This is a genomic window from Aquibium sp. ELW1220, from assembly GCF_030398385.1.
In the GTDB taxonomy this organism is placed as follows: Bacteria; Pseudomonadota; Alphaproteobacteria; order Rhizobiales; family Rhizobiaceae; genus Aquibium.
This window is the reverse complement of the sequence record NZ_JAOAOQ010000001.1, coordinates 88,403-108,994: the sequence shown is the minus strand read 5'-3', so window position 1 is coordinate 108,994 and position 20,592 is coordinate 88,403. Positions and strand designations below refer to the sequence as shown.

Here is a 20,592-nt window from a genome sequence, read left to right as displayed (position 1 = left end):
GGCCAGATGGAGCTGCATCATGACCTCGATAGCCAGAACCACCCTTCCCTGCGGAGAAATCGTGCCCGTGCTCGGCCAGGGGACCTGGATGATGGGCGAGGGCCACGGCAGCCGGTCCGCGGAGGTGTCGGCGCTTCGACTCGGGATCGACCTTGGCATGACGCTGATCGACACGGCGGAGATGTATGCCGCGGGCGGAGCCGAAGCGGTCGTGGCCGAAGCCATCGCCGGCAGGCGTGACGACCTGTTCCTCGTCTCGAAGGTGCTCCCGTCCAACGCGTCCCGTGCAGCGACGATGCGGGCCTGCGAAGCCAGTCTGCGGCGGCTCGGCACAGATCGCATCGACCTCTACCTGCTGCACTGGCGCGGAGGCGTGCCTCTGGCCGAGACTGTGGACGCCTTCGAGGCGCTGAAGGAGACAGGCAAGATCCGCCACTGGGGCGTCAGCAACTTCGACGCAGACGACATGGACGAACTTGGCCGCGTGCCATCGGGCGGCGCGGTGCAGGTGAACCAGGTGCTCTACAACCTGGCCACGCGCGGCATCGAGTTCGACCTCCTGCCGCAGGCGCAGGCAGCCGGACTTCCCGTCATGGCCTATTCACCGGTCGCGCAGGGTGAACTCGTTGCAGACCCACGGCTCTCTGCCGTCGCGGAGCGGCATGGCGCGACGCCGGCGCAGGTAGCGCTGGCCTTCGTGCTGTCGCATCCCGGCGTTATCGCCATTCCCAAGGCCACGCAGCCGCAGCATGTGCGCGCCAACCGGGCAGCCGCCGACCTCGCGCTGTCGGCGGCCGTTCTTGCCGAACTGGATCGCCTGTTCCCGCCTCCGCGTCGGAAGATGGCGCTGCAGATGATCTGACGGGCAGCCGCGGACATTTGCGTCGAGGCGGAGCAGTCGCACCGACGGTGCAGTGCCATCTTGCATCCTCATCCACCCTGCCCCATATCCGTGGCTGCGGGCCGGGCCCCTCTGGCGATCGTTTCCACGGTCGCGATGTCGGATCGCACAGTCAACGGGCCCGCCGAGCATTCCAACAACGTGCGGGCAGATGGAGGAACGCATTCCATGCTGCGCATGCGCGGTCTCAGCTTCTTCGCCCTCTTCGCGGCGCTCTTCGTGTCCTTCACGATGGTCTCGACCGATTTCGCCGAGGCGCGGCGTGGCGGCAGCTTCGGCAGCCGCGGCTCACGCACCTTCCAGGCACCGCCTCCCACCCGCACGGCCCCAGCCCAGACCGCTCCCGTCGAGCGCTCGATGACACCGGCGCCAGCACCCGGTGCGCGCCAGCAGCAGACCGGCGCCCAGCAGGCAGCCGGCCCGCAGCGGCCGGGGATGTTCGGCGGCGGACTTGGCGGCTCGCTGATGCGCGGCATCCTGATCGGAGGCCTTTTCGGGATGCTCCTCGGCTATGGCTTCGGCGGCATGGCCGGCGCGCTCGGGTTCCTGATCCAGCTCCTGCTGGTCGGCGCGCTGGTCTGGCTGGCGATGGCCTTCTTCCGCTCGCGCAGAACGCCTGCCATGGCCGGCGGCGCAGCGGCGCCGTCGGGCGGACCGGGCTTCGGCCGCGAGCCGACGCGGCGCGACGAGGCTCCCGCGCAACGCAAGGCCGGCGGCTTCACCGTGCCTTCGATCGGTGGCGGGACGGCGGCTCCGATCGAAGTTGGACCGGAGATCGAGCACATCCGGCTCGACCAGGCCGACCTCGACACGTTCCAGCAGCGGCTGACCGAGGTGCAAGATGCCTTTTCGCGCGAGGATCACGCGGCGCTGCGCCGGCTGACGACGCCCGAGATGGTGTCGTTCTTCTCCGAGGAACTTGCCGACAACGCGAAGCGCGGCGTGGTCAACGAGGTTTCCGGCGTGCACCTCGTGCAGGCCGACATCGCCGAGGCGTGGCGTGAGAACGGAAGCGACTACGCCACGACCGCGCTTCGCTACGAATCCGTCGACGTGCTGCGCGACCGCGCCACCGGCGATCTGGCGGGCGGCTCCGACCAGCCGACCGAGACGGTCGAGCTGTGGACCTTCGTGCGCGAGAACGGCGGCGACTGGAAGCTCTCGGCCATCCAGGACGCGTGAAGCGGCGGACCGGCGTCCGGCGCGATGCGCGCCGGGGCTCAGTCTTCGGAGCGCCTCAGGATGGTCCTGAGGCTCCCGCTGTCGAAGGCGCGGCTTCGGTGCGCGACATAGATGACGAGCACGCGTTGGCGATTCCGGTTCTCGACACGGCAGACCAGCCGGCGATCGCCGACGCGAAGCTTCCAGTGGCCTTTCAGATGGCCGGAATAGGGGACGAGACGCTGTCGCGCGTCCGGCGCCGCCAGGAGATCAGCCAGCGCCGCCTTGATCCGCGCTGCTCGGCCGTGCGCAAGCGCGTCAGGTCGGCGACGGCATCCGGATGCCACTCAATCTTCAAGGCCGAGCCGACGCCAGACCTCTTCGTTCGGCACCGGCTTGAACGGCGTGGCCGTGCGGGTCTTCACGACGTAGAAGTCTTCCAGTTCCTCCAGCTTTTCGACGATCGCTCGCGCATGAGGCGCTGCCTGTCGAGTCCGCGCGCCTCGGCGAGTTCGTCCCAGCTCGTCTTGACGTCGTCGTCGATGCGGATGCTGGCGGTCTTCATGGGTCTCGATCCCGAGTTACTGAACGTGGCGGGCCATAGCGCATGCGTCAGGCCGTTGCCATTGATCGCACAGGCCCTGGCGCCATTGTTCCTCGCGGCCGAATCGGGCAGCGCTGCGTCATGGATCATCTCCGCTTCTCCGGCCTGCCCTTCGAGCGCCAGCGCGAGGCGTTGCTTGCGATCCTGCGGGCCGATCCGCTCGTCCGGGCGGCGCTGGAGGTGGCGCGCGGTCTCGAACTGCCGGACTGGTGGATCGTGTCGGGCGCGCTTTACAACACCGTCTGGAACGCGCTGACCGGGCGGGTATCCGGTCACGGCGTCAAGGACGTGGACCTGTTCTACTTCGACGCCGCCGACCTGTCGTGGGAGGCGGAGGACGCGGTGATCCGCCGCGCCGCGCCGCTGTTTTCGGAGCTGCCGGTACCGGTGGAGATCCGCAACCAGGCGCGGGTGCATCTCTGGTACGAGGGTCATTTCGGCCGGCCCTACCCGCCGCTCGGCTCGTCCTGCGAAGGCATCGATCGGTTCGCCTGTACGACGCATGCGGTGGGGGTGCGGATCGACGGCGACGGCGCGCTCGGCCTCTATGCGCCCTTCGGGCTCGACGAGATTTTTTCCTTCCGGCTGGTGCCCAACCGGGTGCTCGACAACCGCGCCACCCACGAGCGGAAGGCAGCGCGGGCGCTGCCGCTGTGGCCGGAACTCACGGTAGTGCCCTGGTAGACGCTTTCCCGGTTTCCTCGCGGCGCGGGAGGCAGTAGTGTCGCGGCGATATTTTTCGAGGAGGAAAGAAAATGTTCCGCTGGGGTATCCTGTCCACGGCCAAGATCGCGCGCGAGCACGTCATCCCGGCGCTCAACGACAGCGAAAACGGGTTGGTGACGGCCGTCGCCAGCCGCGATCTGTCGCGTGCGCAGGCGCTGGCCGGGCGCATCGGCGCGCCGCATGCCTTCGGCTCCTACGAGGACCTGCTCGCTTCCGATACGGTGGACGGGGTCTACATCCCGCTGCCGACGTCGGACCACGTGGAGTGGGCGGTGAAGGCGGCGGATGCCGGCAAGCATGTGCTGGTGGAGAAGCCGCTGGCGCTGAACGCCGACGACATAGCACCGGTGATCGCCGCGCGGGATCGCAATCGCGTGCTCGTCTGCGAGGCCTTCATGGTGGCCTACCACCCGCAGTGGCACAAGGTGCGCGACCTGATCGCGGAGGGCGCGATCGGCCGGCTGCGCCACGTGCAGGGCGCCTTTACCTACTTCAACGTTGACCCCGTGAACATGCGCAACCGGCCGGAGCTCGGCGGCGGCGGACTGCCGGACATCGGCGTCTATCCGACCGTGGCGATGCGGCTGTCGACCGGCAAGGAGCCTCTGAAGATCCGCGCCCGCGTCGAGCGCGACCCGACGTTCGGCACCGACATCTATTCGCACGTGACCGCGGACTGCGGCGATTTCGACATGACCTTCTACGTCTCGACGCAGATGGCGGCGCGGCAGGGCATGGTGTTCCACGGCGAGGCCGGGTTCATCGAGGTGGCGACACCGTTCAACGCGCGAATCTACGGCGACGACATGGTGACGCTGCACAACCACAACCACACCGAAGCAACCGTCTACCGCTTCCCCGACACGCGGCAGTACCGGCTGCAGGCCGAGGCCTTCGTGAAGGCCGCGCGCGGGGAGAAGGTGGACGTGTTCCCGCTGGAGAGCTCGGTGAAGAACCAGAAGGTGATCGACGCCATTTTCAGGGCGGGCGAGAGCGGGGAGTGGGAAGAGGTTTAGGGCTGCTCGGCCTGCCGCACTCGTCGAACGTCGCGCTCTGTCGCGCCCCCCCTCTGCCTGCCGGACATCTCCCCCACGAGGGGGAGATCGGCAGCTTGAACGCCGGCGCTCCTTCTACGTAGATGGATATCGGCGACGGCGGCCGCGAGAGCCGATCTCCCCCCTCGTGGGGGAGATGCCGGCAGGCAGAGGGGGGCGCGAAAGAACGCGGCGTCTGACACCGAATGACCGCTCTACTGCCTGCCGCCCCTACGTCCCCTCCACTCGCGCCCGGGCGAACGCCCTTCCGTCCGGGCCAAAGATGTGCAAATCCTCGGGCGCTGCCGTCAGGCGGATCGTCGAGCGGCGCTTTACCTCGGCGCTGCCTGGCATCTTCGCGACCAGCGGCACGCCGTCGCGGCCTAGTTCGACGTAGACAAGCTGCACCTCGCCGAGTTGCTCCACGTAGCCGATGGTGCCCTCGAAAAGGAAGTCCTCGCCCGACGTCACCACCAGATCCTCCGGGCGCACGCCGAAGGAGATCTCCGCACCGCGTGAAGCGGCAGGCGTGGCGACGGGCACCGTCACGCCGCCATGACCAGCGATCGACACCATGGTGGCCGGCCCCGCCTGCTCGATCGTGGCCGGCACGATGTTCATGGCCGGCGAGCCGATGAACTGCGCGACGAAGAGGTTCCCGGGATGCCTGTAGAGCTCCATCGGCGAGCCGACCTGCTCGATGTACCCGTCCTTCAGCACCACGATCCGGTCGGCGAGCGTCATCGCCTCGACCTGGTCGTGGGTGACGTAGATCATCGTCGTCTGCGGCATGCTTTCCTTCAGCTTGGCGATCTCGATGCGGGTCGCCACCCGAAGCGCCGCATCGAGATTCGAGAGCGGCTCGTCGAACAGGAAAACCTTCGGATCGCGCACGATGGCGCGGCCGATGGCGACACGCTGGCGCTGGCCGCCCGACAGCGCCCTGGGCAGGCGGTCGAGATATTCGGTCAGCTGAAGGATCTCGGCGGCGTTCCTCACCCTGCGGTCGATCTCATCCTTGCTGGCCCTGGCGATCTTCATGCTGAAGGCCATGTTGTCGTAGACACTCATGTGCGGGTAGAGCGCGTAGGACTGGAACACCATGGCGATGCCGCGTCTGGACGGTGGCACGTCGTTGACCTCCTGCCCGTCGATCTCGAGTGTCCCCGACGAGATATCCTCCAGGCCCGCGATGGTTCGCAGCAGTGTGGACTTGCCGCAGCCGGACGGTCCGACGAACACGATGAATTCGCCGGAGCGAATGTCGAGATCGATGCCGTGCAGGATCTCGACGGCGCCATAGGCCTTGCGCACGCCCTTCAGATGAAGATCAGCCATCGTCGCCTCCCGCTCGCGCCGCGATACCGGCGTCTCGTCGCCCCGTGGTGCCCATCCCGGTCATCCGCCCTTCACCGAACCCGCGAGCAGGCCGCGGACGAAGTAGCGCTGCAGCGAGAAGAACACGATCAGCGGCACGATGATGGTGACGAAGGCCGAAGTCGTCAGGATTTCCCAGTCGCCGCCGCGCGAGCCGAGCAGCGCGTTGAGCTTGCCGGTCAGCACCAATTGGTCGCGGCCGGTGCCGAGGAACACCATCGCCACCAGCAGGTCGTTCCAGACCCAGAGAAACTGGAAGATGGCGAAGGAGGCGAGGACCGGGAAGGACAGGGGCAGGACGATCCGTACGAAGATGTCGAAATCCGACGCGCCGTCGATGCGGGCCGATTCCATGATCTCTCGCGGCAGGCCGGCAATGTAGCTCCTGAGCAGGAAGATCGCGAAGGGCAGGCCGAAGCCGGTGTGGGCGAGCCAGATACCGAGATAGGTCTTGGCCGGCACGCCGAAGAAGGCGCCGACACCGTTGTAGAGCTTGAGCAGGGGGATCAGCGACATCTGCAGCGGCACGACGAGCAGGCCGATGATCACCGCGATCAGGATGGCACGGCCGGGAAAGCGCATCCAGGCCAGCGCGTAGGCGGCAAAGGCGGCGATCAGGATCGGGATGATGGTGGCGGGGATCGTTACCGTCAGCGAATTCACGAAGGAACGGCCGATGCCTTCCGACAGGAGCACCGTCTCGTAGTTCTCCGTCGTGAAGCGCGGCGGCGACAGGGCCGAGAAGTAGACGCGCTGCCCGCGCCCCTCGAAGGCGACAGGCGATGTCATGACGTAGCGCGAATCGGCCTCGACCGTCAGTGTCACGCCGTCGCCGAGGTCGGCTTCCACGCCGGCTTCGGTGGCCGTCGGCGCGGTGGCGCGAGTGCCGAAGGCGCTGATCCGGCGCGGGTCGCCCTCCTCGAAGAGCAGCCCCTCGATGACGAACCGGCCGTCGCGCTCGATCTGTGCGTCGGGTCCGGCCAGCCGGCCCGCCTCGGTCTGCTCCGAACCAGCGAGTGCCGTCCACCAGCCAGAGACGATGATCTGGTCGCGGTCGCGCAGCGAACTGACGAGGATGCCCATCGTCGGCAGGGTCCAGACGATGACGATGGCCAGCACCGCGAGGTGGACGCCCCAGCGGCCGAAGAAGGATCGTCCGGCCTTGGCTGCCATCTCAGCCTCCATCCGCTTCGCGGTTGGCCTGGCGGATGTTCCAGATCATGATCGGGATGACCGCCATCATGATGACGATGGCGATAGTGGCGCCGCGGCCGAAGTCACCGCCGCCGCGGAACATCCAGTCGAACATCAGATTGGCGAGTACCTGCGTGTTCCACTGGCCGTTGGTCATGGTCAGCACGATGTCGAAGACCTTGAGCACCAGGATGGTGATCGTGGTCCAGACCACGGCGATGGTGCCCCAGATCTGCGGGATCATGATCTTCCAGAAGATCTGGAAGCCGTTCGCCCCGTCGATCACCGCCGCCTCGATCGTCTCGTCGGGGATGCCGCGCAGCGCAGCCGAGAGGATCACCATGGCGAAGCCGGTCTGGATCCAGACCAGGATGACCATCAGGAAGAGATTGTTCCAGAAGGGGATCGAGATCCACACCTGCGGCTCGAAGCCGAGCCAGGTGACGAAGGCGTTGAGCAGGCCGATCTGCGTCTGGTCGGCGGCGCGGTACTCGTAGATGAACTTCCAGATCACGCTGGCGCCGACGAAGGAGATGGCGAGCGGCATGAAAACCAGGCTCTTGGCGATCGTACCCCACCAGATGCGGTCGGTGAGAACGGCGATCACAAGGCCTAGAAAGGTGCAGACGGCCGGCACCACGGCCAGCCAAAGCAGATTGTTGAGGATCGATATGCGGAACTCGCGGTCTCCGATCGCCCAGAGGTAGTTGTCGAAGCCGACGAAGTTCTGGCCACCCCGGTCGAGGAACGACAGGCGGAGCGTCTCGACCACCGGGTAGATCAGGTAGACGCCGAGGATCAGCAGGGCAGGCCCGACGAAGAGCCAGGGCCGGATGAAGCCCTGGCGGCGCAGATTGTCTATCGCGGTCTTGCCGCTGGTGCCCCGGGCTGGAAACACCAGTTCTAGCAGCCGGTTGGCGCCCCAGAAATAGGCCACGCATCCGCCGACGCCGACGATGATGACGATGATCGCGGAAATGATCTGGGTCGCCATGCCGTCCTCCCGAAGCCGGTTGCGATCGTCCCGAAGGGCCTTTCCTCCCGGGCCGGGACGCGCCCGGCCCGGGAGGATCAGGTCCGCCGCACTACTTGATCGCGTCCCAGGCGTTCTGGATCTCGGAGGCGACCTGTTCGGCCGGCTTGCCGCCGACGAGGTCGATCATGCCGGTCCAGAAGGCACCGGCTCCGATCTTGCCCGGCATCAGGTCCGAGCCGTCGAAGCGGAAAGTGTCGGCATTGACGAGGATTTCGCCCTGCTTCTTCAAGGCCTCGTTGGCATAGGCTTCGGGATTTGCCGTCTTCAACGGCGTCAGGAAGCCCGACTGCGCCATCCAGAGCTCGTGGGCGAGCGGGGTCTGCAGGAAGGTGATGAAAGCCCGCGCGGCTTCCGAGTCCTTGGTGATGGTGAACAGCGTTCCACCGCCCAGCACCGGCTTGCCAAGGTCCGCGTCGGCCTTTTCCGGCAAGTAGAAGAAATCGGCGTCGGTGCCGAGTTCTGTCCCCTCCGGGAAGAAGGAGGAGATGAAGGACGCCTGGCGGTGCATGTAGCACTTCGGCGGGATGTCGAAGAGGCCTTTCGGGCTGTCGCGGAAATCGGTCGCCGCCACCGCCGCCTTGCCGCCCGAGACGTTCTGGTCCTTCGTGGCGATGTCGGCGAAGATCTTCATCGCCCCGACCACACGCTCGTCGGTGAAGGGGATCTCGTTCGAGGTCCACTGGTCATAGACTTCCGGTGGCTGGGTGCGCAGCATGATGTCCTCCACCCAGTCGGTCGCCGGCCAGCCGGTCGCACCGCCCGAGCCGAGCCCGATACACCAGGGGGTGCCACCATCGGCGACGATCTGCTCCTGCAGCGCCATCAGTTCTTCCCAGGTGGTCGGCACCTCGTAGCCGGCCTCCTCGAAGTTCTCGGGAACATACCAGACCAGCGACTTCAGATCCGCCTTGTAGGGGAACCCATAGAACTGCTCTTGTCCGTCCTGCCCGGCATAGGTTCCGAGGTCGACCCATGACTGACCGGCGCCGTAGTTCTCGCGCACATAGGTGGCGGCGTCCTCGCCGAGCGGTGTGAGTAGCCCCTTCGAGGCAAGATCCTGGATCAGGCCCGGCTGCGGCAGCACGGCGATGTTGGGTGGGCTTCCGGCCTGGGTGTCGATGACGATCTGCTGCTCGTAGTTCTCGGACGAGGAGTAGGTCAGGTCGACGCCGGTCGCCTCGCTGAAATAGGCGAGCACCGAACGCGCAAGCGCCTCGTCCTCACCGCGCCACGGCCCGAAGACGGACAGGGACTGACCGTTCAGGTCCATCTGCTTGAGGTACTCGTAGTCTTCCCAGTTGAAGCGATCATCCTCGCCGGGCGCGAATTTCAGCTGCGCCGATGCCGGTGTGGCAAGCGCCAGAGCCAGCAACGCCGCACTGGCCAACCCTATATGCTTCATCGTTTTCCTCCCGATGGCAACAGCTACTTCGTGAACGGTCCTCCCCCCGCCGGAAGAACAGAGTGTCCCGGATCGCTGCGCCATGCAACCTTCGGGAGCCAGAAAGTCGCGAGGGGCAGGCTCAAGGCGAAACAGTAGACGCCCCCGTCCAACCGCCGGCACGCGCCGAAGGCTGCGGATCGGCGTTGACGGCCTGTCGGGCGGTCCCTATCCCGATGTGCAACGGGTCGGCAGAAATGGTCGCCAGGCCTTCGCGGGAGGATCACATGCGCATCGTCGTCACCGGAGCGGGAGGCTTCATCGGCCGGGAACTGGTGCGGCGGCTGGCTGCCGGAGGACTGGCCGGCGCCACGTCGGAGGCCAGAATCGTCGCTATCGACGAAGCGCTCCCGCCCGAGAGCCTGCCGCTGGGCATCCGGCCGGTGATCGGCGACATCAGCGATCCGGCTCTCCTCGACGCGATCATGGCCGAGCCGATCGACGTGCTCTTCCATCTCGCCGCCGTACCCGGCGGGGCATCGGAAGGCGACTTCGGGCTCGGCTGGCGGGTCAACGCGCTGGCCACGCTAGGGCTGATCGAGCGTCTGTCGCGGCAGGCAAGGCCGGCCCGCATGGTGTTTTCGTCAACCATCGCGGTGTTCGGCGTGCCGCTGCCACGCGACCGTGTGGACGACGAGACCCTGCCCCTGCCGACGCTGAGCTACGGCGCGCAGAAGCTGATGATGGAGACGCTACTGGCCGACCATGCGAGGCGCGGCACGATCGATGCGCTCTGCCTGCGCCTGCCGGGTATCGTCGCGCGTCCGCGCCGCCCCGGCGGGCATCATTCGGCCTATATGAGCGACATCTTCCACGCCCTTGCTGCCGGGGAGGCCTATACCTGCCCGGTCTCGGCGGCTTCGACCTCCTGGATGATGTCGCGGCAGCGCTGCGTGGACAATCTGCTGCAAGCCGCCGTCCTGCCCGCCGAGCGGATCGGAACGCGGCGGGCCTTCTGCCTGCCAGCACTGAGGCTGTCGATGGGCGAGGTGGTGGAGGCGATGGCCGAGCGGTTCGGGCCGGAGGTCCGGGAGCGCGTGACCTTCGCCCCGCAGCCCGCCCTGGAGGCGCAGTACGGGTCCTACCCTCCCATCGTGACGGCAATCGCCGACGGGCTCGGCTTCAGCCATGACGGCGACGCGGCTTCACTGCTGGCGCGAGCGCTTGAGCTTACCGAAGCCTGACGGTCCCTCAGTACCAGACCCCGCCGCGGCGGATGCGGATGCGCGGCCGCCCATCGGGAGCGGCAAGCGAACCGGCATGCGCCGGCCGGTCTTGGTCATCGGCCGAGAGCGGGTGTTCGGCGGCCAGCAGCGAGGCGATGCGGCGGTAGTCGGCCGGGCCTCTCCTGCCGACGTTCGGAATGAAGCTGCGGCCAGGCCGAAGCCGCCGCTCGACAACCTCCACGACCGGCGGGGGTTCGGGGAGGTCGTGCGCCGACTTCAGCGCCATCAGGCGCGCGATGCGCTCTTCCGTCACCGGGTGGCTGCGCAGCACAGAGGCGTCCGGCATGCGACCACCCGGCAGCATCAGCCTGTCCCACAGGCTGCGCTGCGCGCGTTCGAGCTTGGCGAGCGCGGAGGCGAGCCCGGCCGGATCGCCAGTCAGGATCGCCGCGCCGAGGTCGGCGTCGAACTCTCGGGTGCGCGACAACGCCAGCTGCAGGAGGCCGCCGATAGTGGGAGAGGCCAGCAGCACCGTCACCGCAAGCCACGGCACCTGCGTCTCGTATCCTCCGGCAAAGCCAAAGACGTTCAGGACCAGAGAGAACAGGCCGACGGTAGCCATGGTCGAGGTGAAGCGCGACACCATGTCGGCGAACGCCATCACCTTCACGTCCTCGTTGGCGACGTGGCTCATCTCGTGGGCCAGAACCCCGGCGAGCTCGCGCGCGGTCATGTGCCGGACCAGCCCGTCGGTGACGGCGATCGCGGCATCGTCGCGCCGCCCCACCGCGAAGGCGTTCATGATCTCGGAGGGGACGACGTAGAGTTTCGGCGTCGCGGGCAGTTCCGCCCGCCGCGCGAGTTCCTCGACGAGAGCGACACCCTGCGGGAACTCGGCGCGTGTCACGGGACGGGCATCGTACATCGACAGCACCATTCCGGGGCTGACGTTGCGGGCCATCCACATCGTGACTGCGCCGAAGACGAGCGCGAAGAAGACGCCGGTCGAGCCCGCAAAGGCGTAGGCGCTGACGCCGAGCAGGACGAGACTGCCCCCAGCCAGAAGCCAAGTGTGCACCGTGTTCATGGCGCGGTGGCGGCGCTGTTCGAGGAGGTCGAGATGGGACGAGGATTGCATGCACCTCATATAGGATCCGGCATGCGATTTTCCGAGTCGCGTGGCCTAGCCGCAAGCCAACGTGAGCGCACTGGGTCGAACCGGGCGGACGATGCCGAACCATCATCGGACAATGTCTCCCGGGACGGATCCGGGTCGTGCCGGTCGCAACCGGGCTTGCGCCAGAGGACTTCCAGCGGATCTCCGAAGTACCAGAGGAGGCCGAGCCTGTGCATCCGATAGCTCCTTCATGATAGCCATATATATGCATGCAGTCTACATATATGCATTTCCAGCGCAAGTGCTGTTTTCCACGGACTGGCACGCCGGCGAAACGCGTGGTTTGGACAGCATCGCCCGCCGATCAGGGGGCAGGAGAACCGTGGTGCGGTATCGGGCAACGCGCCGGCACGCAGACGCCTTCGTCACAGATGCGGCAGACCACGTCGGAATCGTCTCCGGCGTCGACCAGAGCCGGCAGGATCTTGTCGACCAGCGCGGACAAGAGGCGCCTTTCCTCGTTCGTGAGGCCTTCCGTCGCACGCGCCAGGACGGCGCGGCGGGCCGCCAGGCTCTGGCGGACGGCGGCCTCGCCTTCATCCGTCAGCGCCAGCGCCCGCGCGCGCTTGTCGCGGCCGGCCGCTCCCGCGCGCAGCACCAGACCCTGGGCGACGAGTTGGTCGACAAGGCGAACCGTCGCAGAATGCGACAATGCCAGCATGCGCCGAAGCTGCTCGATGGACAGTCCTGGGCCGGTGCCGATCCTGATCAGGGCCGCGGTGGCGCTCGGGCTGCGCCCGCCATGCGAGGCGAGGGCCTTTTCCATCTTGTCGACGCAGGCGAGGCTCATGGCACCGAAGACGTTCAGCAACCGCGCTTCGTCCTCATCCTCGTGCATGCGACCGTCTCCATTTGGAAATGAAGTGTGCAGACTACACATGAAGCCGAAGCGGCGCACGGACGAATCGCTGGCGCATCCTCCCGCTTGCGCGGTAAACGCACGGTTCTTATATACGCCGCGACGCTCGGAAGCCGCGCCAGAGTCGCGTGGAGCCGGGTCATTTTCGGAAAACAGGGGCTGCCGACTGGAACGCCGGTATGGGTCCTGGCAGCCTGCTAAACGGAGAGAACTGCAATGGCTAAAGTAATCGGTATCGACCTCGGAACGACCAATTCCTGCGTCGCCGTGATGGACGGCAAGGACGCCAAGGTGATCGAGAACGCGGAAGGCGCGCGCACCACGCCGTCGATCGTCGCCTTCAGCGACGGCAACAGCGACGAGCGCCTCGTCGGCCAGCCGGCCAAGCGCCAGGCCGTCACCAACCCAGAAGGCACCATCTTCGCGGTGAAGCGTCTCATCGGCCGCCGCTACGACGATCCGGTGACCGAAAAGGACAAGAAACTCGTCCCCTACAAGATCGTGCGGGCCGACAATGGCGACGCCTGGGTCGAGGCGCAGGGCTCGAAGTACTCGCCCTCTCAGATCTCAGCCATGACGCTGCAGAAGATGAAAGAGACAGCCGAATCCTACCTCGGCGAGAAGGTCGAGAAGGCGGTCATCACCGTCCCGGCCTACTTCAACGATGCCCAGCGCCAGGCCACCAAGGACGCTGGCAAGATCGCCGGCCTCGAGGTGCTGCGCATCATCAACGAGCCGACGGCTGCCGCGCTCGCCTACGGTCTCGACAAGAAGAAGGCCGGCACGATCGCGGTTTACGACCTCGGCGGCGGCACCTTCGACATTTCGATCCTGGAGATCGGCGACGGCGTGTTCGAGGTGAAGTCGACCAACGGCGACACCTTCCTCGGCGGCGAGGATTTCGACATGCGCCTGGTCGAGTATCTGGCGGGCGAGTTCAAGAAGGACCAGGGCATAGACCTGCGTTCCGACAAGCTCGCGCTGCAGCGCCTGAAGGAGGCGGCCGAGAAGGCCAAGATCGAGCTGTCGTCCTCGGCCCAGACCGAAATCAACCTGCCCTTCATCACGGCCGATGCCTCGGGTCCGAAGCACCTGACGATGAAGCTCACCCGCGCCAAGTTCGAGCAGCTGGTCGACGACCTGGTGCAGCGCACGGTGGAGCCTCTCAAGGCTGCGCTCAAGGATGCCGGCGTCAAGGCAGCTGAGATCGACGAAGTGGTCCTGGTTGGCGGCATGACCCGCATGCCCAAGATCCAGGAAGTGGTGAAGCAGTTCTTCGGCAAGGAGCCGCACAAGGGCGTCAACCCCGATGAGGTGGTCGCCATGGGTGCCGCCATCCAGGCCGGCGTGCTGCAGGGCGACGTCAAGGACGTGCTGCTGCTCGACGTGACCCCGCTGTCGCTCGGCATCGAGACGCTGGGCGGCGTGTTCACGCGCCTGATCGACCGCAACACCACGATCCCGACCAAGAAGAGCCAGGTGTTCTCCACGGCCGAGGACTCGCAGTCGGCGGTGACGATCCGCGTGTTCCAGGGCGAGCGCGAGATGGCGGCGGACAACAAGATGCTCGGCCAGTTCGACCTGGTCGGCATTCCGCCCGCACCGCGCGGCGTGCCGCAGATCGAGGTCACCTTCGACATCGACGCCAACGGCATCGTCAACGTCTCGGCCAAGGACAAGGGCACCGGCAAGGAGCACCAGATCCGCATCCAGGCATCGGGCGGCCTGTCCGACTCCGAGATCGAGAAGATGGTGAAGGACGCCGAGGCCAACGCCGAAGGCGACAAGAAGCGCCGCGCGCTGGTCGAGGCGAAGAACCAGGGCGAAGCCCTGGTCCACTCCGCCGAGAAGTCGCTCAAGGACTATGGCGACAAGGTCACCGAGGCGGATCGCACCGCGATCTCCGATGCCATCGCGTCTCTGAAGACCGCGCTGGAAGGCGAGGACCTGGAACAGATCCAGTCGAGGAGCACGGCGCTGACCGAAGCCTCGATGAAGCTTGGCCAGGCCATGTACGAAGCCAGCCAGGCGGAAGGCGCGACGGCCGACGCCAAGGCCGACGCGCAGAAGGCCGGCGAGGACGTGGTCGACGCCGACTTCGAGGAGATCGACGACGACAAGAAGAAGTCCGCCTGATCGCAGGCAGGCTTGCCACGATTGCAAAGGCCGGCGTCCGAAAGGACGCCGGCCTTTGTGCCTTTCCGGCGCCCGTCGGCAGGCGCAGCCAATGCCCAGCCGTTAAGCTTAACAACAGGTTAACCTCGACCCGGTCGCCGCGGACCCTTACTGATCGATCGCATGTTGCGCGATTGGTCGCGCGGGGTGACGGGCGTCCATGCACTATCGCATCTTCGAGACATGGAGACTGATCGCCGCGCTCTCCATCATGATGTGGCACTTCCTGCGGTTCGCGCCTCCGGGAAACGAGGAAATCGGTGCCTATCTCTATCGGCTGCTCGCAGTGATGGAGATGTTCTTCATGATCTCCGGCTATCTGATCATGGAACGTTATGGCGACGACCTGTTCCGCGCACCGGGCAGTTTCCGCGCCTATCTGGTGCGGCGGCTGGCACGCCTGTACCCGCTCTACCTCGCCACGCTCCTGTTCTTCTGCGGCGTCGCGCTGGCGATCCAGTTCGGCGTCGTCCAGACGGAGGATCCCGGTCGCTACGCCTGGAGCGTCCTTCCAGCCAATCTTCTGCTCGTCCAGGCCTGGGGACTGACCGACCAGCTGACATTCAACTATGTCGCCTGGTGCCTGTCGGCGGAGTGGTTCTGCTATCTCCTGCTGCCGCTCGTGGTCTTCGCCTATCGCGCCGGCGGCTGGGTGGGGCTCGCGCTTCTGGCCGGCATGCTGGTCCTGTCTCTGGAAGTCGCGGTCGCACGCGGTGTGATTCCGTTCGAAAGCTGGCTCCGGGCCGACACCTGGGGCGCCTATCGCGCCTTCGCCGACTTCACCATCGGCGCGCTGGTGTCGGTCGCGGTCCACCGAAGCCGGCTGCGGCTCGCCGCGCACTGGCCGGCCTGGGCACTGTTTGCGCTGTCGCTGGCCGCGATGGCAACGCGCCAGCATGCCGCCCTGATCGTCGGCCTGCTGGCCGCCGCCATGTACCTCGCCGCCATTGCGGAGAGGAACGATCCCGAAGGTTCGCGCTACCTCGCCTTCCTGCATCCCGTCGGCAAGGTCTCGCTCGGCATCTATCTCATCCACCCGGTTGTCGAGGCGATTTTCTTATCGGTGCTCTGGCGCAAGGTGGTCGAGCCGACGGAGATACTAAGCTTCTACGTGTACGGGTTGCTGCCCTGCGCCGTGACAATCGGGCTGGCAGTCCTGTCGGAGCGCTACTTCGAGCGACCGGCAGGCAGGCTGATCGTCGGCCGATTCGCGCCCGGGCGGCTGCCGGCACAGGCATCGCCCCTGCCGGCAGAATAGGCCGCCATCGGTGCCCGATTCGTCAACTTGACGTTCAGGCGGCAAAAAAAGGCGGTCATGTGGCGAGCCTGCTATGGCGCATGAGCGCCGGCTTTACTAAATCGGGTCCAGCGGTAGGCGCCTCGGGCGCGCCAGCCAACCCCTAAAGGCAGCAGGAACATCCGCGAGCACCATGAAGGCTGATTTCTACGAGATGCTGGGCGTCGAGAAGGGCGCGACGGAAAAGGACCTGAAGGCGGCGTTCCGCAAGCTTGCGATGCAGTGCCACCCGGACCGCAATCCCGGCGACGCCGACGCGGAACGCCGATTCAAGGAAATCAACGAAGCCTACGAGACGCTGAAGGACCCGCAGAAGCGCGCCGCCTATGACCGCTTCGGCCACGCAGCCTTCGAGAATGGCGGAATGGCCGGCGCAGGTGCCGGCTTTGCCGGTGCCGGCGGCTTTGCCGACATCTTCGAGGATATCTTCGGCGAGATGATGGGCGGCGGACGGCGACGGTCGTCAGGCGGGCGCGAACGCGGCGCCGACCTGCGCTACAACATGGAGATCACGCTCGAGGAAGCCTTCAACGGCAAGACCGCGCAGATCCACGTTCCCAGCTCGATCACATGCAACGAGTGCTCCGGATCGGGCGCCAAGCCGGGCACGCAGCCCGTCACCTGCTCGATGTGCGGCGGTGCCGGCCGCGTGCGGGCGCAGACGGGCGGGTTCTTCTCCATCGAGCGCACCTGTCCGTCCTGCCACGGCCGCGGCCAGACCATCAAGGATCCCTGCCCGAAATGCGACGGCCAGGGCCGCGTGACCGAGGAGCGCACGCTCTCGGTCAACATCCCGGCGGGCATCGAGGACGGGACGCGCATCCGCTTGTCCGGCGAGGGCGAGGCGGGCGCGCGGGGGGGACCTTCGGGCGACCTCTACATCTTCCTCTCGGTCTCGCCGCACGAGTTCTTCCAGCGTGAGGCCGAAAACCTCTACTGCACGGCGCCGATCTCGATGACGACGGCGGCGCTCGGCGGCTCCTTCGAGGTGGCGACGCTCGACGGCACGCAGACTCGCGTGAAGATCCCGGAAGGCACGCAGAACGGCCGCAAGTTCCGTGTCAAGGGCAAGGGCATGCCCGTCATGCGCCAGAACATGGTCGGCGACCTGATCATCCAGGTGTCGGTGGAAACGCCGCAGAACCTGTCGCGGCGGCAGCGCGAACTTCTGGAGGAATTCGACAAGCTCTCCTCCACCGAAAACAGCCCGCAATCGACCGGTTTCTTCAACCGGATGAAGGACTTCTTCGAGTCGTTCGGGAACTGACCTCCGGCATTCCACGCGCACCGGACCCCATTTGGACACAGTCTGCAGGCAGGGTGCCGCTGCGTCGGATTCCGCCCTCGCCAGGAGACCAAAGCATGCAGCGCAGCGTCCGAGCCGTCCGCAGGAGCCTCGCCGGTCACTTCGAGGACGAGTTGCGGTTCCTGCGCGGCTGGATCGAGACACCGCGCGCCGTGGGCGCCATTCTCCCGACGAGCGCGGCCGTCTCGCGGCTGATGGCCTCCGTCATCGATACGGCATCGGGCCGACCGGTACTGGAACTCGGTGCCGGTACCGGCGTCATCACCAAGGCGATCCTGGCGCGGGGTATCGCACCGCAGAAGCTCCATCTGGTGGAGTATTCCGCCGATTTCGCCACTCATCTCCGCCGCAGCTTTCCGCGCGTCAACGTCATCGAGGGCGACGCCTTTGCCCTGGACGCGACGCTGGGCGAAGACCGCGACCTGATCTTCGACGCCGTGATCTCGGGCGTTCCGCTGCTGAACTTCCCCGTGGTGCAACGCATCGCCTATGTCGAAGACCTGCTCGACCGGCTGCCTCCCGGCCGTCCGGTGGTCCAGTTCACCTACGGCCCGTTTTCGCCGGTGCCGGCGGGTGGCGGCGACTACACGGTCGAGCATCTCGGCTTCGTGCTGCGCAACATGCCGCCGGCACAGTTGTGGATCTATCGCCGCAACGCCGCCGGCTGATCAGGCGCGAGCCGGATCGCGGCTTCAGTTCTGCGTCCACCCCAGATACTCCGCCAGTTCGTTGGCGCGCCGCGCGGTTGCCTCGTTGAGGCACGAGGCCGAGATGGGTCCCGAGATCGTGCCGCCCTCGAAGAAAACGGCCGGCCACTCGCACTTGGCGTCGCGATAGGCGATCCACTTCAGCTGCGTGTCGCGGAGTGCCCGGAACTCCGTGTCCGAAACCGCGTCCTTCAGGGCGGTGTAGTTGTCGTTGAGCATGGAGTCCCACACTGCCAGTTCGCGCCCGTGGCACTCCATCATGCCGTAGGTGGACTGGCCTTCGTCCGTATCCAGGCACGGCCTCGCGATCGTGCCGATGCATTCGTCGCGGCTCGCCTCCTGGCCGGGATCGGCACTGGCATTGTAGTCGCGCACGCCCTCGATGCAGGACTGGATCTCGATCACGTCCTCGGGCAGCGCGTCCTCTGCCGATGCCGCTCGCCCCGTCGAAACGGCCAGCGCCATCGCGAGCACAGTCACGGCCAGATGCTTCATTTCCCTCGTCCTCCTGCGAATACGGTTGCCTGTCGGAGCCCAGGCCATATAACCCTCTTCAATCTGGCAGATCGGATGACCAATGGCAGCAAGAATCCTCGTCTTCGCAGGCTCCAGCCGCAAGGGCGCCTACAGCGGCAAGACAGCGGACGCGGCGATGAAGGAACTGGCGCTGCAGGGTGCGGAAGTGACGCGGCTGTCGCTCGCCGACTACCCGCTGCCGATCATGGACGAAGATCACGAAAGGGAGCGAGGCGTCCCCGAAAGCGCGGTGCAACTCGCCCGCCAGATCGCGGCCCATGACGGCGTGCTGATCTGCACGCCCGAATACAACGGTTCGGTGCCGCCGCTGCTCAAGAACGCGATCGACTGGGTCAGCCGGGTGAAGAGTGACGGCAGTCGGGCGCTGCGGCCCTATCCCGGCAGGGTCGTCGGCGTCTGTTCGTCCTCGAACGGTCACTTCGCCGGTATCCGCTCGGCCAACCACCTGCGCGCGATTCTGGCCCACATCGGCATGGAGGTCGTCTCGGCCCAGGTTTCGGTTCCCAACGCGGCCGACGCCTTCGAGGCCGATGGTGCATTCCGGGACGAGCGGCTGACCAAGGGCATGTCGCGGCTGTGCGAAAGCCTGATCGAACATGCCCGGGCGTTCTCCAGGCGCGTCGAACCATGATGAAGCGCTGACCGGCGCTCCGCACGGATGATGTGCGCGATTTCGCCTTTCTCCGCCTTTGCACCAGCAGCCTTCCGCTTTCGGTCTTTCCGATGGTGCGCTCCTGTGCGACTGGATTCCGATGAAGCGTTTCGACGGAACTGCCCATGACCATTGACACCGACATGCGCGACCGGCTGATCGTCGGACTCGATCTCCCCGACGTGGCTGCCGCCGAAGCGGCGGTGCGGGAACTCGACGGCGTCGCGCGCTTCTACAAGATCGGCTACCGGCTGGCCTTCGCCGGCGGGCTGGACTTCGCCCGAGACCTCGTCGCCGACGGCAAGAAGGTCTTCCTCGACATGAAACTGCTCGACATCGACAACACGGTTGCCGAGGGGGTCGAGAGTATCGTCAAGATGGGCGTCACCATGCTGACGCTGCATGCCTATCCCAAGGCGATGCGCGCGGCGGTGGCCGCGGCCAAGGGCAGCGACCTCTGCCTGCTCGCCGTCACGGTGCTGACCTCGATGGACGAGCAGGACCTCGTCGATGCCGGCTACGAATACGATCCGCACACGCTGGTGCTGAAGCGCGCCGAGCAGGCAAAGCTCTGCGGCATGGGCGGCATCGTCTGTTCCGCCAGCGAAGCGTCGGCGGTACGCCGGATCGTCGGCCCCGATATCGCGGTGGTGACGCCGGGCATCCGACCCGCGGGTGCTGCCACGGGAGATCAGAAGCGCGTGATGACGCCCGGCGACGCAATCCGCGCCGGTTCGAGCCATCTCGTCGTCGCCCGGCCGATTGTCGGCGCGCCTGATCGCCGCGCCGCGGCCGAGGCGATCATCGCGGAAATGCAAACGGCCATCTGAAGGCCGGACAAGCAAGAGGGAGAAGACATCATGCCCAAGGCCTACTGGATCGCTCATGTCGACGTTCGCGACCCCGAGCGCTACAAGGATTACGTTGCCACCGCCAAGACGGCCTTCGAGCGCTTCGGCGCCAGGTTCCTGGCGCGCGGCGGCGCCTACCAGGCGATGGAAGGCACCGGGCGCGGCCGCAACGTGGTGATCGAATTCCCGTCGATGCAGGCAGCGACAGACTGCTACAATTCGGTTGAGTATCAGGCCGCCAAAGCGATCCGCCAGACGGTTGCCGACGCCGAGATGGTGATCGTGGAAGGCTTCGAGGCCTGACAAGCGCCGCATCGCCCATCGGCTGTTCGATTCGCGCCGTCCGGCCCGACGAGGTCGAGCGGCTGATCGAGATCGAGACGGCAGCGGG

The 20,592-nt window shown here is 66.4% G+C and carries 21 protein-coding genes; 12 read left to right on the top strand and 9 right to left on the bottom strand.

The genetic code is table 11. From position 1 onward, the window contains the following. Positions 1 to 19 precede the first annotated feature (19 nt). Together N1F91_RS00515 and N1F91_RS00510 are read left to right on the top strand one after the other, a co-directional pair. The gene (locus N1F91_RS00515) at positions 20 to 862 is read left to right on the top strand and encodes an aldo/keto reductase (RefSeq protein WP_289988277.1); all 843 of its coding nucleotides are present in this window, start codon (positions 20 to 22) and stop codon (positions 860 to 862) included. Positions 863 to 1,069: 207 nt separating this feature from the next. After that, positions 1,070 to 2,083 (top strand): Tim44 domain-containing protein, encoded by a 1,014-nt coding sequence (locus N1F91_RS00510; RefSeq protein WP_289988276.1) that lies wholly within the window; start codon positions 1,070 to 1,072, stop codon positions 2,081 to 2,083. A 38-nt stretch (positions 2,084 to 2,121) separates the two neighbouring features. Here the strand turns inward: N1F91_RS00510 and N1F91_RS31075 are convergent, their stop codons facing one another. Continuing rightward, a complete protein-coding gene (locus tag N1F91_RS31075) occupies positions 2,122 to 2,409 on the bottom strand; it encodes a type II toxin-antitoxin system RelE/ParE family toxin (RefSeq protein ID WP_354670510.1) in 288 nt (95 codons plus the stop codon). A 74-nt stretch (positions 2,410 to 2,483) separates the two neighbouring features. After that, positions 2,484 to 2,627: a hypothetical protein gene (locus tag N1F91_RS00505; protein ID WP_289988275.1), complete on the bottom strand. Its 144-nt coding sequence runs from the start codon at positions 2,625 to 2,627 to the stop codon at positions 2,484 to 2,486. A gap of 120 nt (positions 2,628 to 2,747) precedes the next feature. Here N1F91_RS00505 and N1F91_RS00500 point away from each other — a divergent pair, with 120 nt between their 5' ends. Next, complete coding sequence (locus N1F91_RS00500) at positions 2,748 to 3,350, top strand: nucleotidyltransferase family protein (RefSeq protein WP_289988273.1); 603 nt, start codon at positions 2,748 to 2,750, stop codon at positions 3,348 to 3,350. A 71-nt stretch (positions 3,351 to 3,421) separates the two neighbouring features. After that, positions 3,422 to 4,408: a Gfo/Idh/MocA family oxidoreductase gene (locus N1F91_RS00495; protein ID WP_289988271.1), complete on the top strand. Its 987-nt coding sequence runs from the start codon at positions 3,422 to 3,424 to the stop codon at positions 4,406 to 4,408. Positions 4,409 to 4,657: 249 nt separating this feature from the next. On the opposite strand, the gene ugpC is transcribed toward N1F91_RS00495, so the two are convergent. From ugpC to N1F91_RS00475, 4 genes are all read right to left on the bottom strand, one after another. After that, a complete protein-coding gene (ugpC, locus tag N1F91_RS00490) occupies positions 4,658 to 5,764 on the bottom strand; it encodes a sn-glycerol-3-phosphate ABC transporter ATP-binding protein UgpC (RefSeq protein ID WP_289988269.1) in 1,107 nt (368 codons plus the stop codon). Positions 5,765 to 5,824: 60 nt separating this feature from the next. After that, positions 5,825 to 6,976, bottom strand: a complete 1,152-nt coding sequence (locus N1F91_RS00485) for a carbohydrate ABC transporter permease (protein ID WP_289988267.1) — start codon at positions 6,974 to 6,976, stop codon at positions 5,825 to 5,827. Between the two features lies 1 nt (position 6,977). Further along, on the bottom strand, positions 6,978 to 7,991 hold the full coding sequence (locus N1F91_RS00480) for a sugar ABC transporter permease (RefSeq protein WP_289988265.1): 1,014 nt from the start codon (positions 7,989 to 7,991) through the stop codon (positions 6,978 to 6,980). A gap of 91 nt (positions 7,992 to 8,082) precedes the next feature. Then, on the bottom strand, positions 8,083 to 9,435 hold the full coding sequence (locus N1F91_RS00475) for an ABC transporter substrate-binding protein (protein ID WP_289988263.1): 1,353 nt from the start codon (positions 9,433 to 9,435) through the stop codon (positions 8,083 to 8,085). 266 nt (positions 9,436 to 9,701) lie between these two features. Here N1F91_RS00475 and N1F91_RS00470 point away from each other — a divergent pair, with 266 nt between their 5' ends. Continuing rightward, positions 9,702 to 10,658, top strand: a complete 957-nt coding sequence (locus N1F91_RS00470) for an NAD-dependent epimerase/dehydratase family protein (protein WP_289988260.1) — start codon at positions 9,702 to 9,704, stop codon at positions 10,656 to 10,658. A 7-nt stretch (positions 10,659 to 10,665) separates the two neighbouring features. On the opposite strand, the gene N1F91_RS00465 is transcribed toward N1F91_RS00470, so the two are convergent. Then, positions 10,666 to 11,778 carry a zinc metalloprotease HtpX gene (locus N1F91_RS00465; protein WP_289988259.1) on the bottom strand — a complete coding sequence of 371 codons (1,113 nt, stop codon included), beginning with the start codon at positions 11,776 to 11,778 and terminating at the stop codon, positions 10,666 to 10,668. A gap of 343 nt (positions 11,779 to 12,121) precedes the next feature. Further along, the gene (locus N1F91_RS00460; RefSeq protein WP_289988257.1) at positions 12,122 to 12,655 is read right to left on the bottom strand and encodes a MarR family winged helix-turn-helix transcriptional regulator; all 534 of its coding nucleotides are present in this window, start codon (positions 12,653 to 12,655) and stop codon (positions 12,122 to 12,124) included. 237 nt (positions 12,656 to 12,892) lie between these two features. Here N1F91_RS00460 and dnaK point away from each other — a divergent pair, with 237 nt between their 5' ends. The 4 genes from dnaK (at position 12,893) to pmtA (ending at position 18,122) form a co-directional block, all read left to right on the top strand. Then, positions 12,893 to 14,812 carry a molecular chaperone DnaK gene (dnaK, locus tag N1F91_RS00455; RefSeq protein ID WP_289988254.1) on the top strand — a complete coding sequence of 640 codons (1,920 nt, stop codon included), beginning with the start codon at positions 12,893 to 12,895 and terminating at the stop codon, positions 14,810 to 14,812. Positions 14,813 to 15,011: 199 nt separating this feature from the next. Beyond that, the gene (locus tag N1F91_RS00450; RefSeq protein WP_289988253.1) at positions 15,012 to 16,109 is read left to right on the top strand and encodes an acyltransferase; all 1,098 of its coding nucleotides are present in this window, start codon (positions 15,012 to 15,014) and stop codon (positions 16,107 to 16,109) included. A gap of 172 nt (positions 16,110 to 16,281) precedes the next feature. Further along, complete coding sequence (dnaJ, locus tag N1F91_RS00445) at positions 16,282 to 17,415, top strand: molecular chaperone DnaJ (protein WP_289988250.1); 1,134 nt, start codon at positions 16,282 to 16,284, stop codon at positions 17,413 to 17,415. Between the two features lie 95 nt (positions 17,416 to 17,510). Further along, positions 17,511 to 18,122 (top strand): phospholipid N-methyltransferase PmtA, encoded by a 612-nt coding sequence (gene pmtA, locus N1F91_RS00440; protein WP_289988249.1) that lies wholly within the window; start codon positions 17,511 to 17,513, stop codon positions 18,120 to 18,122. A 24-nt stretch (positions 18,123 to 18,146) separates the two neighbouring features. Here pmtA and N1F91_RS00435 read toward each other — a convergent pair whose 3' ends face one another. Then, positions 18,147 to 18,656, bottom strand: a complete 510-nt coding sequence (locus N1F91_RS00435; RefSeq protein ID WP_289988247.1) for a lysozyme inhibitor LprI family protein — start codon at positions 18,654 to 18,656, stop codon at positions 18,147 to 18,149. Between the two features lie 82 nt (positions 18,657 to 18,738). On the opposite strand from N1F91_RS00435, the gene N1F91_RS00430 reads away from it, so the two are divergent. The 3 genes from N1F91_RS00430 to N1F91_RS00420 all read left to right on the top strand — a co-directional run bounded on the left by N1F91_RS00430 (position 18,739) and on the right by N1F91_RS00420 (position 20,504). Next, positions 18,739 to 19,329 carry an NAD(P)H-dependent oxidoreductase gene (locus tag N1F91_RS00430; RefSeq protein WP_289988245.1) on the top strand — a complete coding sequence of 197 codons (591 nt, stop codon included), beginning with the start codon at positions 18,739 to 18,741 and terminating at the stop codon, positions 19,327 to 19,329. Between the two features lie 146 nt (positions 19,330 to 19,475). Then, positions 19,476 to 20,180: an orotidine-5'-phosphate decarboxylase gene (pyrF, locus tag N1F91_RS00425; RefSeq protein WP_289988243.1), complete on the top strand. Its 705-nt coding sequence runs from the start codon at positions 19,476 to 19,478 to the stop codon at positions 20,178 to 20,180. A gap of 30 nt (positions 20,181 to 20,210) precedes the next feature. Beyond that, complete coding sequence (locus N1F91_RS00420; RefSeq protein WP_289988241.1) at positions 20,211 to 20,504, top strand: DUF1330 domain-containing protein; 294 nt, start codon at positions 20,211 to 20,213, stop codon at positions 20,502 to 20,504. Positions 20,505 to 20,592 lie beyond the last annotated feature (88 nt).

Coding starts and splice junctions, on each gene's coding strand:
- pyrF (WP_289988243.1), top strand. CDS start 19,476: ATGACCATTGACACCGACATGCGCGACCGGCTGATCGTCGGACTCGAT.
- N1F91_RS00500 (WP_289988273.1), top strand. CDS start 2,748: ATGGATCATCTCCGCTTCTCCGGCCTGCCCTTCGAGCGCCAGCGCGAG.
- N1F91_RS00480 (WP_289988265.1), bottom strand. CDS start 7,991: ATGGCGACCCAGATCATTTCCGCGATCATCGTCATCATCGTCGGCGTC.
- N1F91_RS00510 (WP_289988276.1), top strand. CDS start 1,070: ATGCTGCGCATGCGCGGTCTCAGCTTCTTCGCCCTCTTCGCGGCGCTC.
- N1F91_RS00495 (WP_289988271.1), top strand. CDS start 3,422: ATGTTCCGCTGGGGTATCCTGTCCACGGCCAAGATCGCGCGCGAGCAC.
- pmtA (WP_289988249.1), top strand. CDS start 17,511: ATGCAGCGCAGCGTCCGAGCCGTCCGCAGGAGCCTCGCCGGTCACTTC.
- dnaK (WP_289988254.1), top strand. CDS start 12,893: ATGGCTAAAGTAATCGGTATCGACCTCGGAACGACCAATTCCTGCGTC.
- N1F91_RS00435 (WP_289988247.1), bottom strand. CDS start 18,656: ATGAAGCATCTGGCCGTGACTGTGCTCGCGATGGCGCTGGCCGTTTCG.
- dnaJ (WP_289988250.1), top strand. CDS start 16,282: ATGAAGGCTGATTTCTACGAGATGCTGGGCGTCGAGAAGGGCGCGACG.
- N1F91_RS00505 (WP_289988275.1), bottom strand. CDS start 2,627: ATGAAGACCGCCAGCATCCGCATCGACGACGACGTCAAGACGAGCTGG.
- N1F91_RS00475 (WP_289988263.1), bottom strand. CDS start 9,435: ATGAAGCATATAGGGTTGGCCAGTGCGGCGTTGCTGGCTCTGGCGCTT.
- N1F91_RS00430 (WP_289988245.1), top strand. CDS start 18,739: ATGGCAGCAAGAATCCTCGTCTTCGCAGGCTCCAGCCGCAAGGGCGCC.
- N1F91_RS00485 (WP_289988267.1), bottom strand. CDS start 6,976: ATGGCAGCCAAGGCCGGACGATCCTTCTTCGGCCGCTGGGGCGTCCAC.
- N1F91_RS00465 (WP_289988259.1), bottom strand. CDS start 11,778: ATGCAATCCTCGTCCCATCTCGACCTCCTCGAACAGCGCCGCCACCGC.
- N1F91_RS00470 (WP_289988260.1), top strand. CDS start 9,702: ATGCGCATCGTCGTCACCGGAGCGGGAGGCTTCATCGGCCGGGAACTG.
- N1F91_RS00460 (WP_289988257.1), bottom strand. CDS start 12,655: ATGCACGAGGATGAGGACGAAGCGCGGTTGCTGAACGTCTTCGGTGCC.
- N1F91_RS00450 (WP_289988253.1), top strand. CDS start 15,012: ATGCACTATCGCATCTTCGAGACATGGAGACTGATCGCCGCGCTCTCC.
- N1F91_RS00515 (WP_289988277.1), top strand. CDS start 20: ATGACCTCGATAGCCAGAACCACCCTTCCCTGCGGAGAAATCGTGCCC.
- N1F91_RS00420 (WP_289988241.1), top strand. CDS start 20,211: ATGCCCAAGGCCTACTGGATCGCTCATGTCGACGTTCGCGACCCCGAG.
- ugpC (WP_289988269.1), bottom strand. CDS start 5,764: ATGGCTGATCTTCATCTGAAGGGCGTGCGCAAGGCCTATGGCGCCGTC.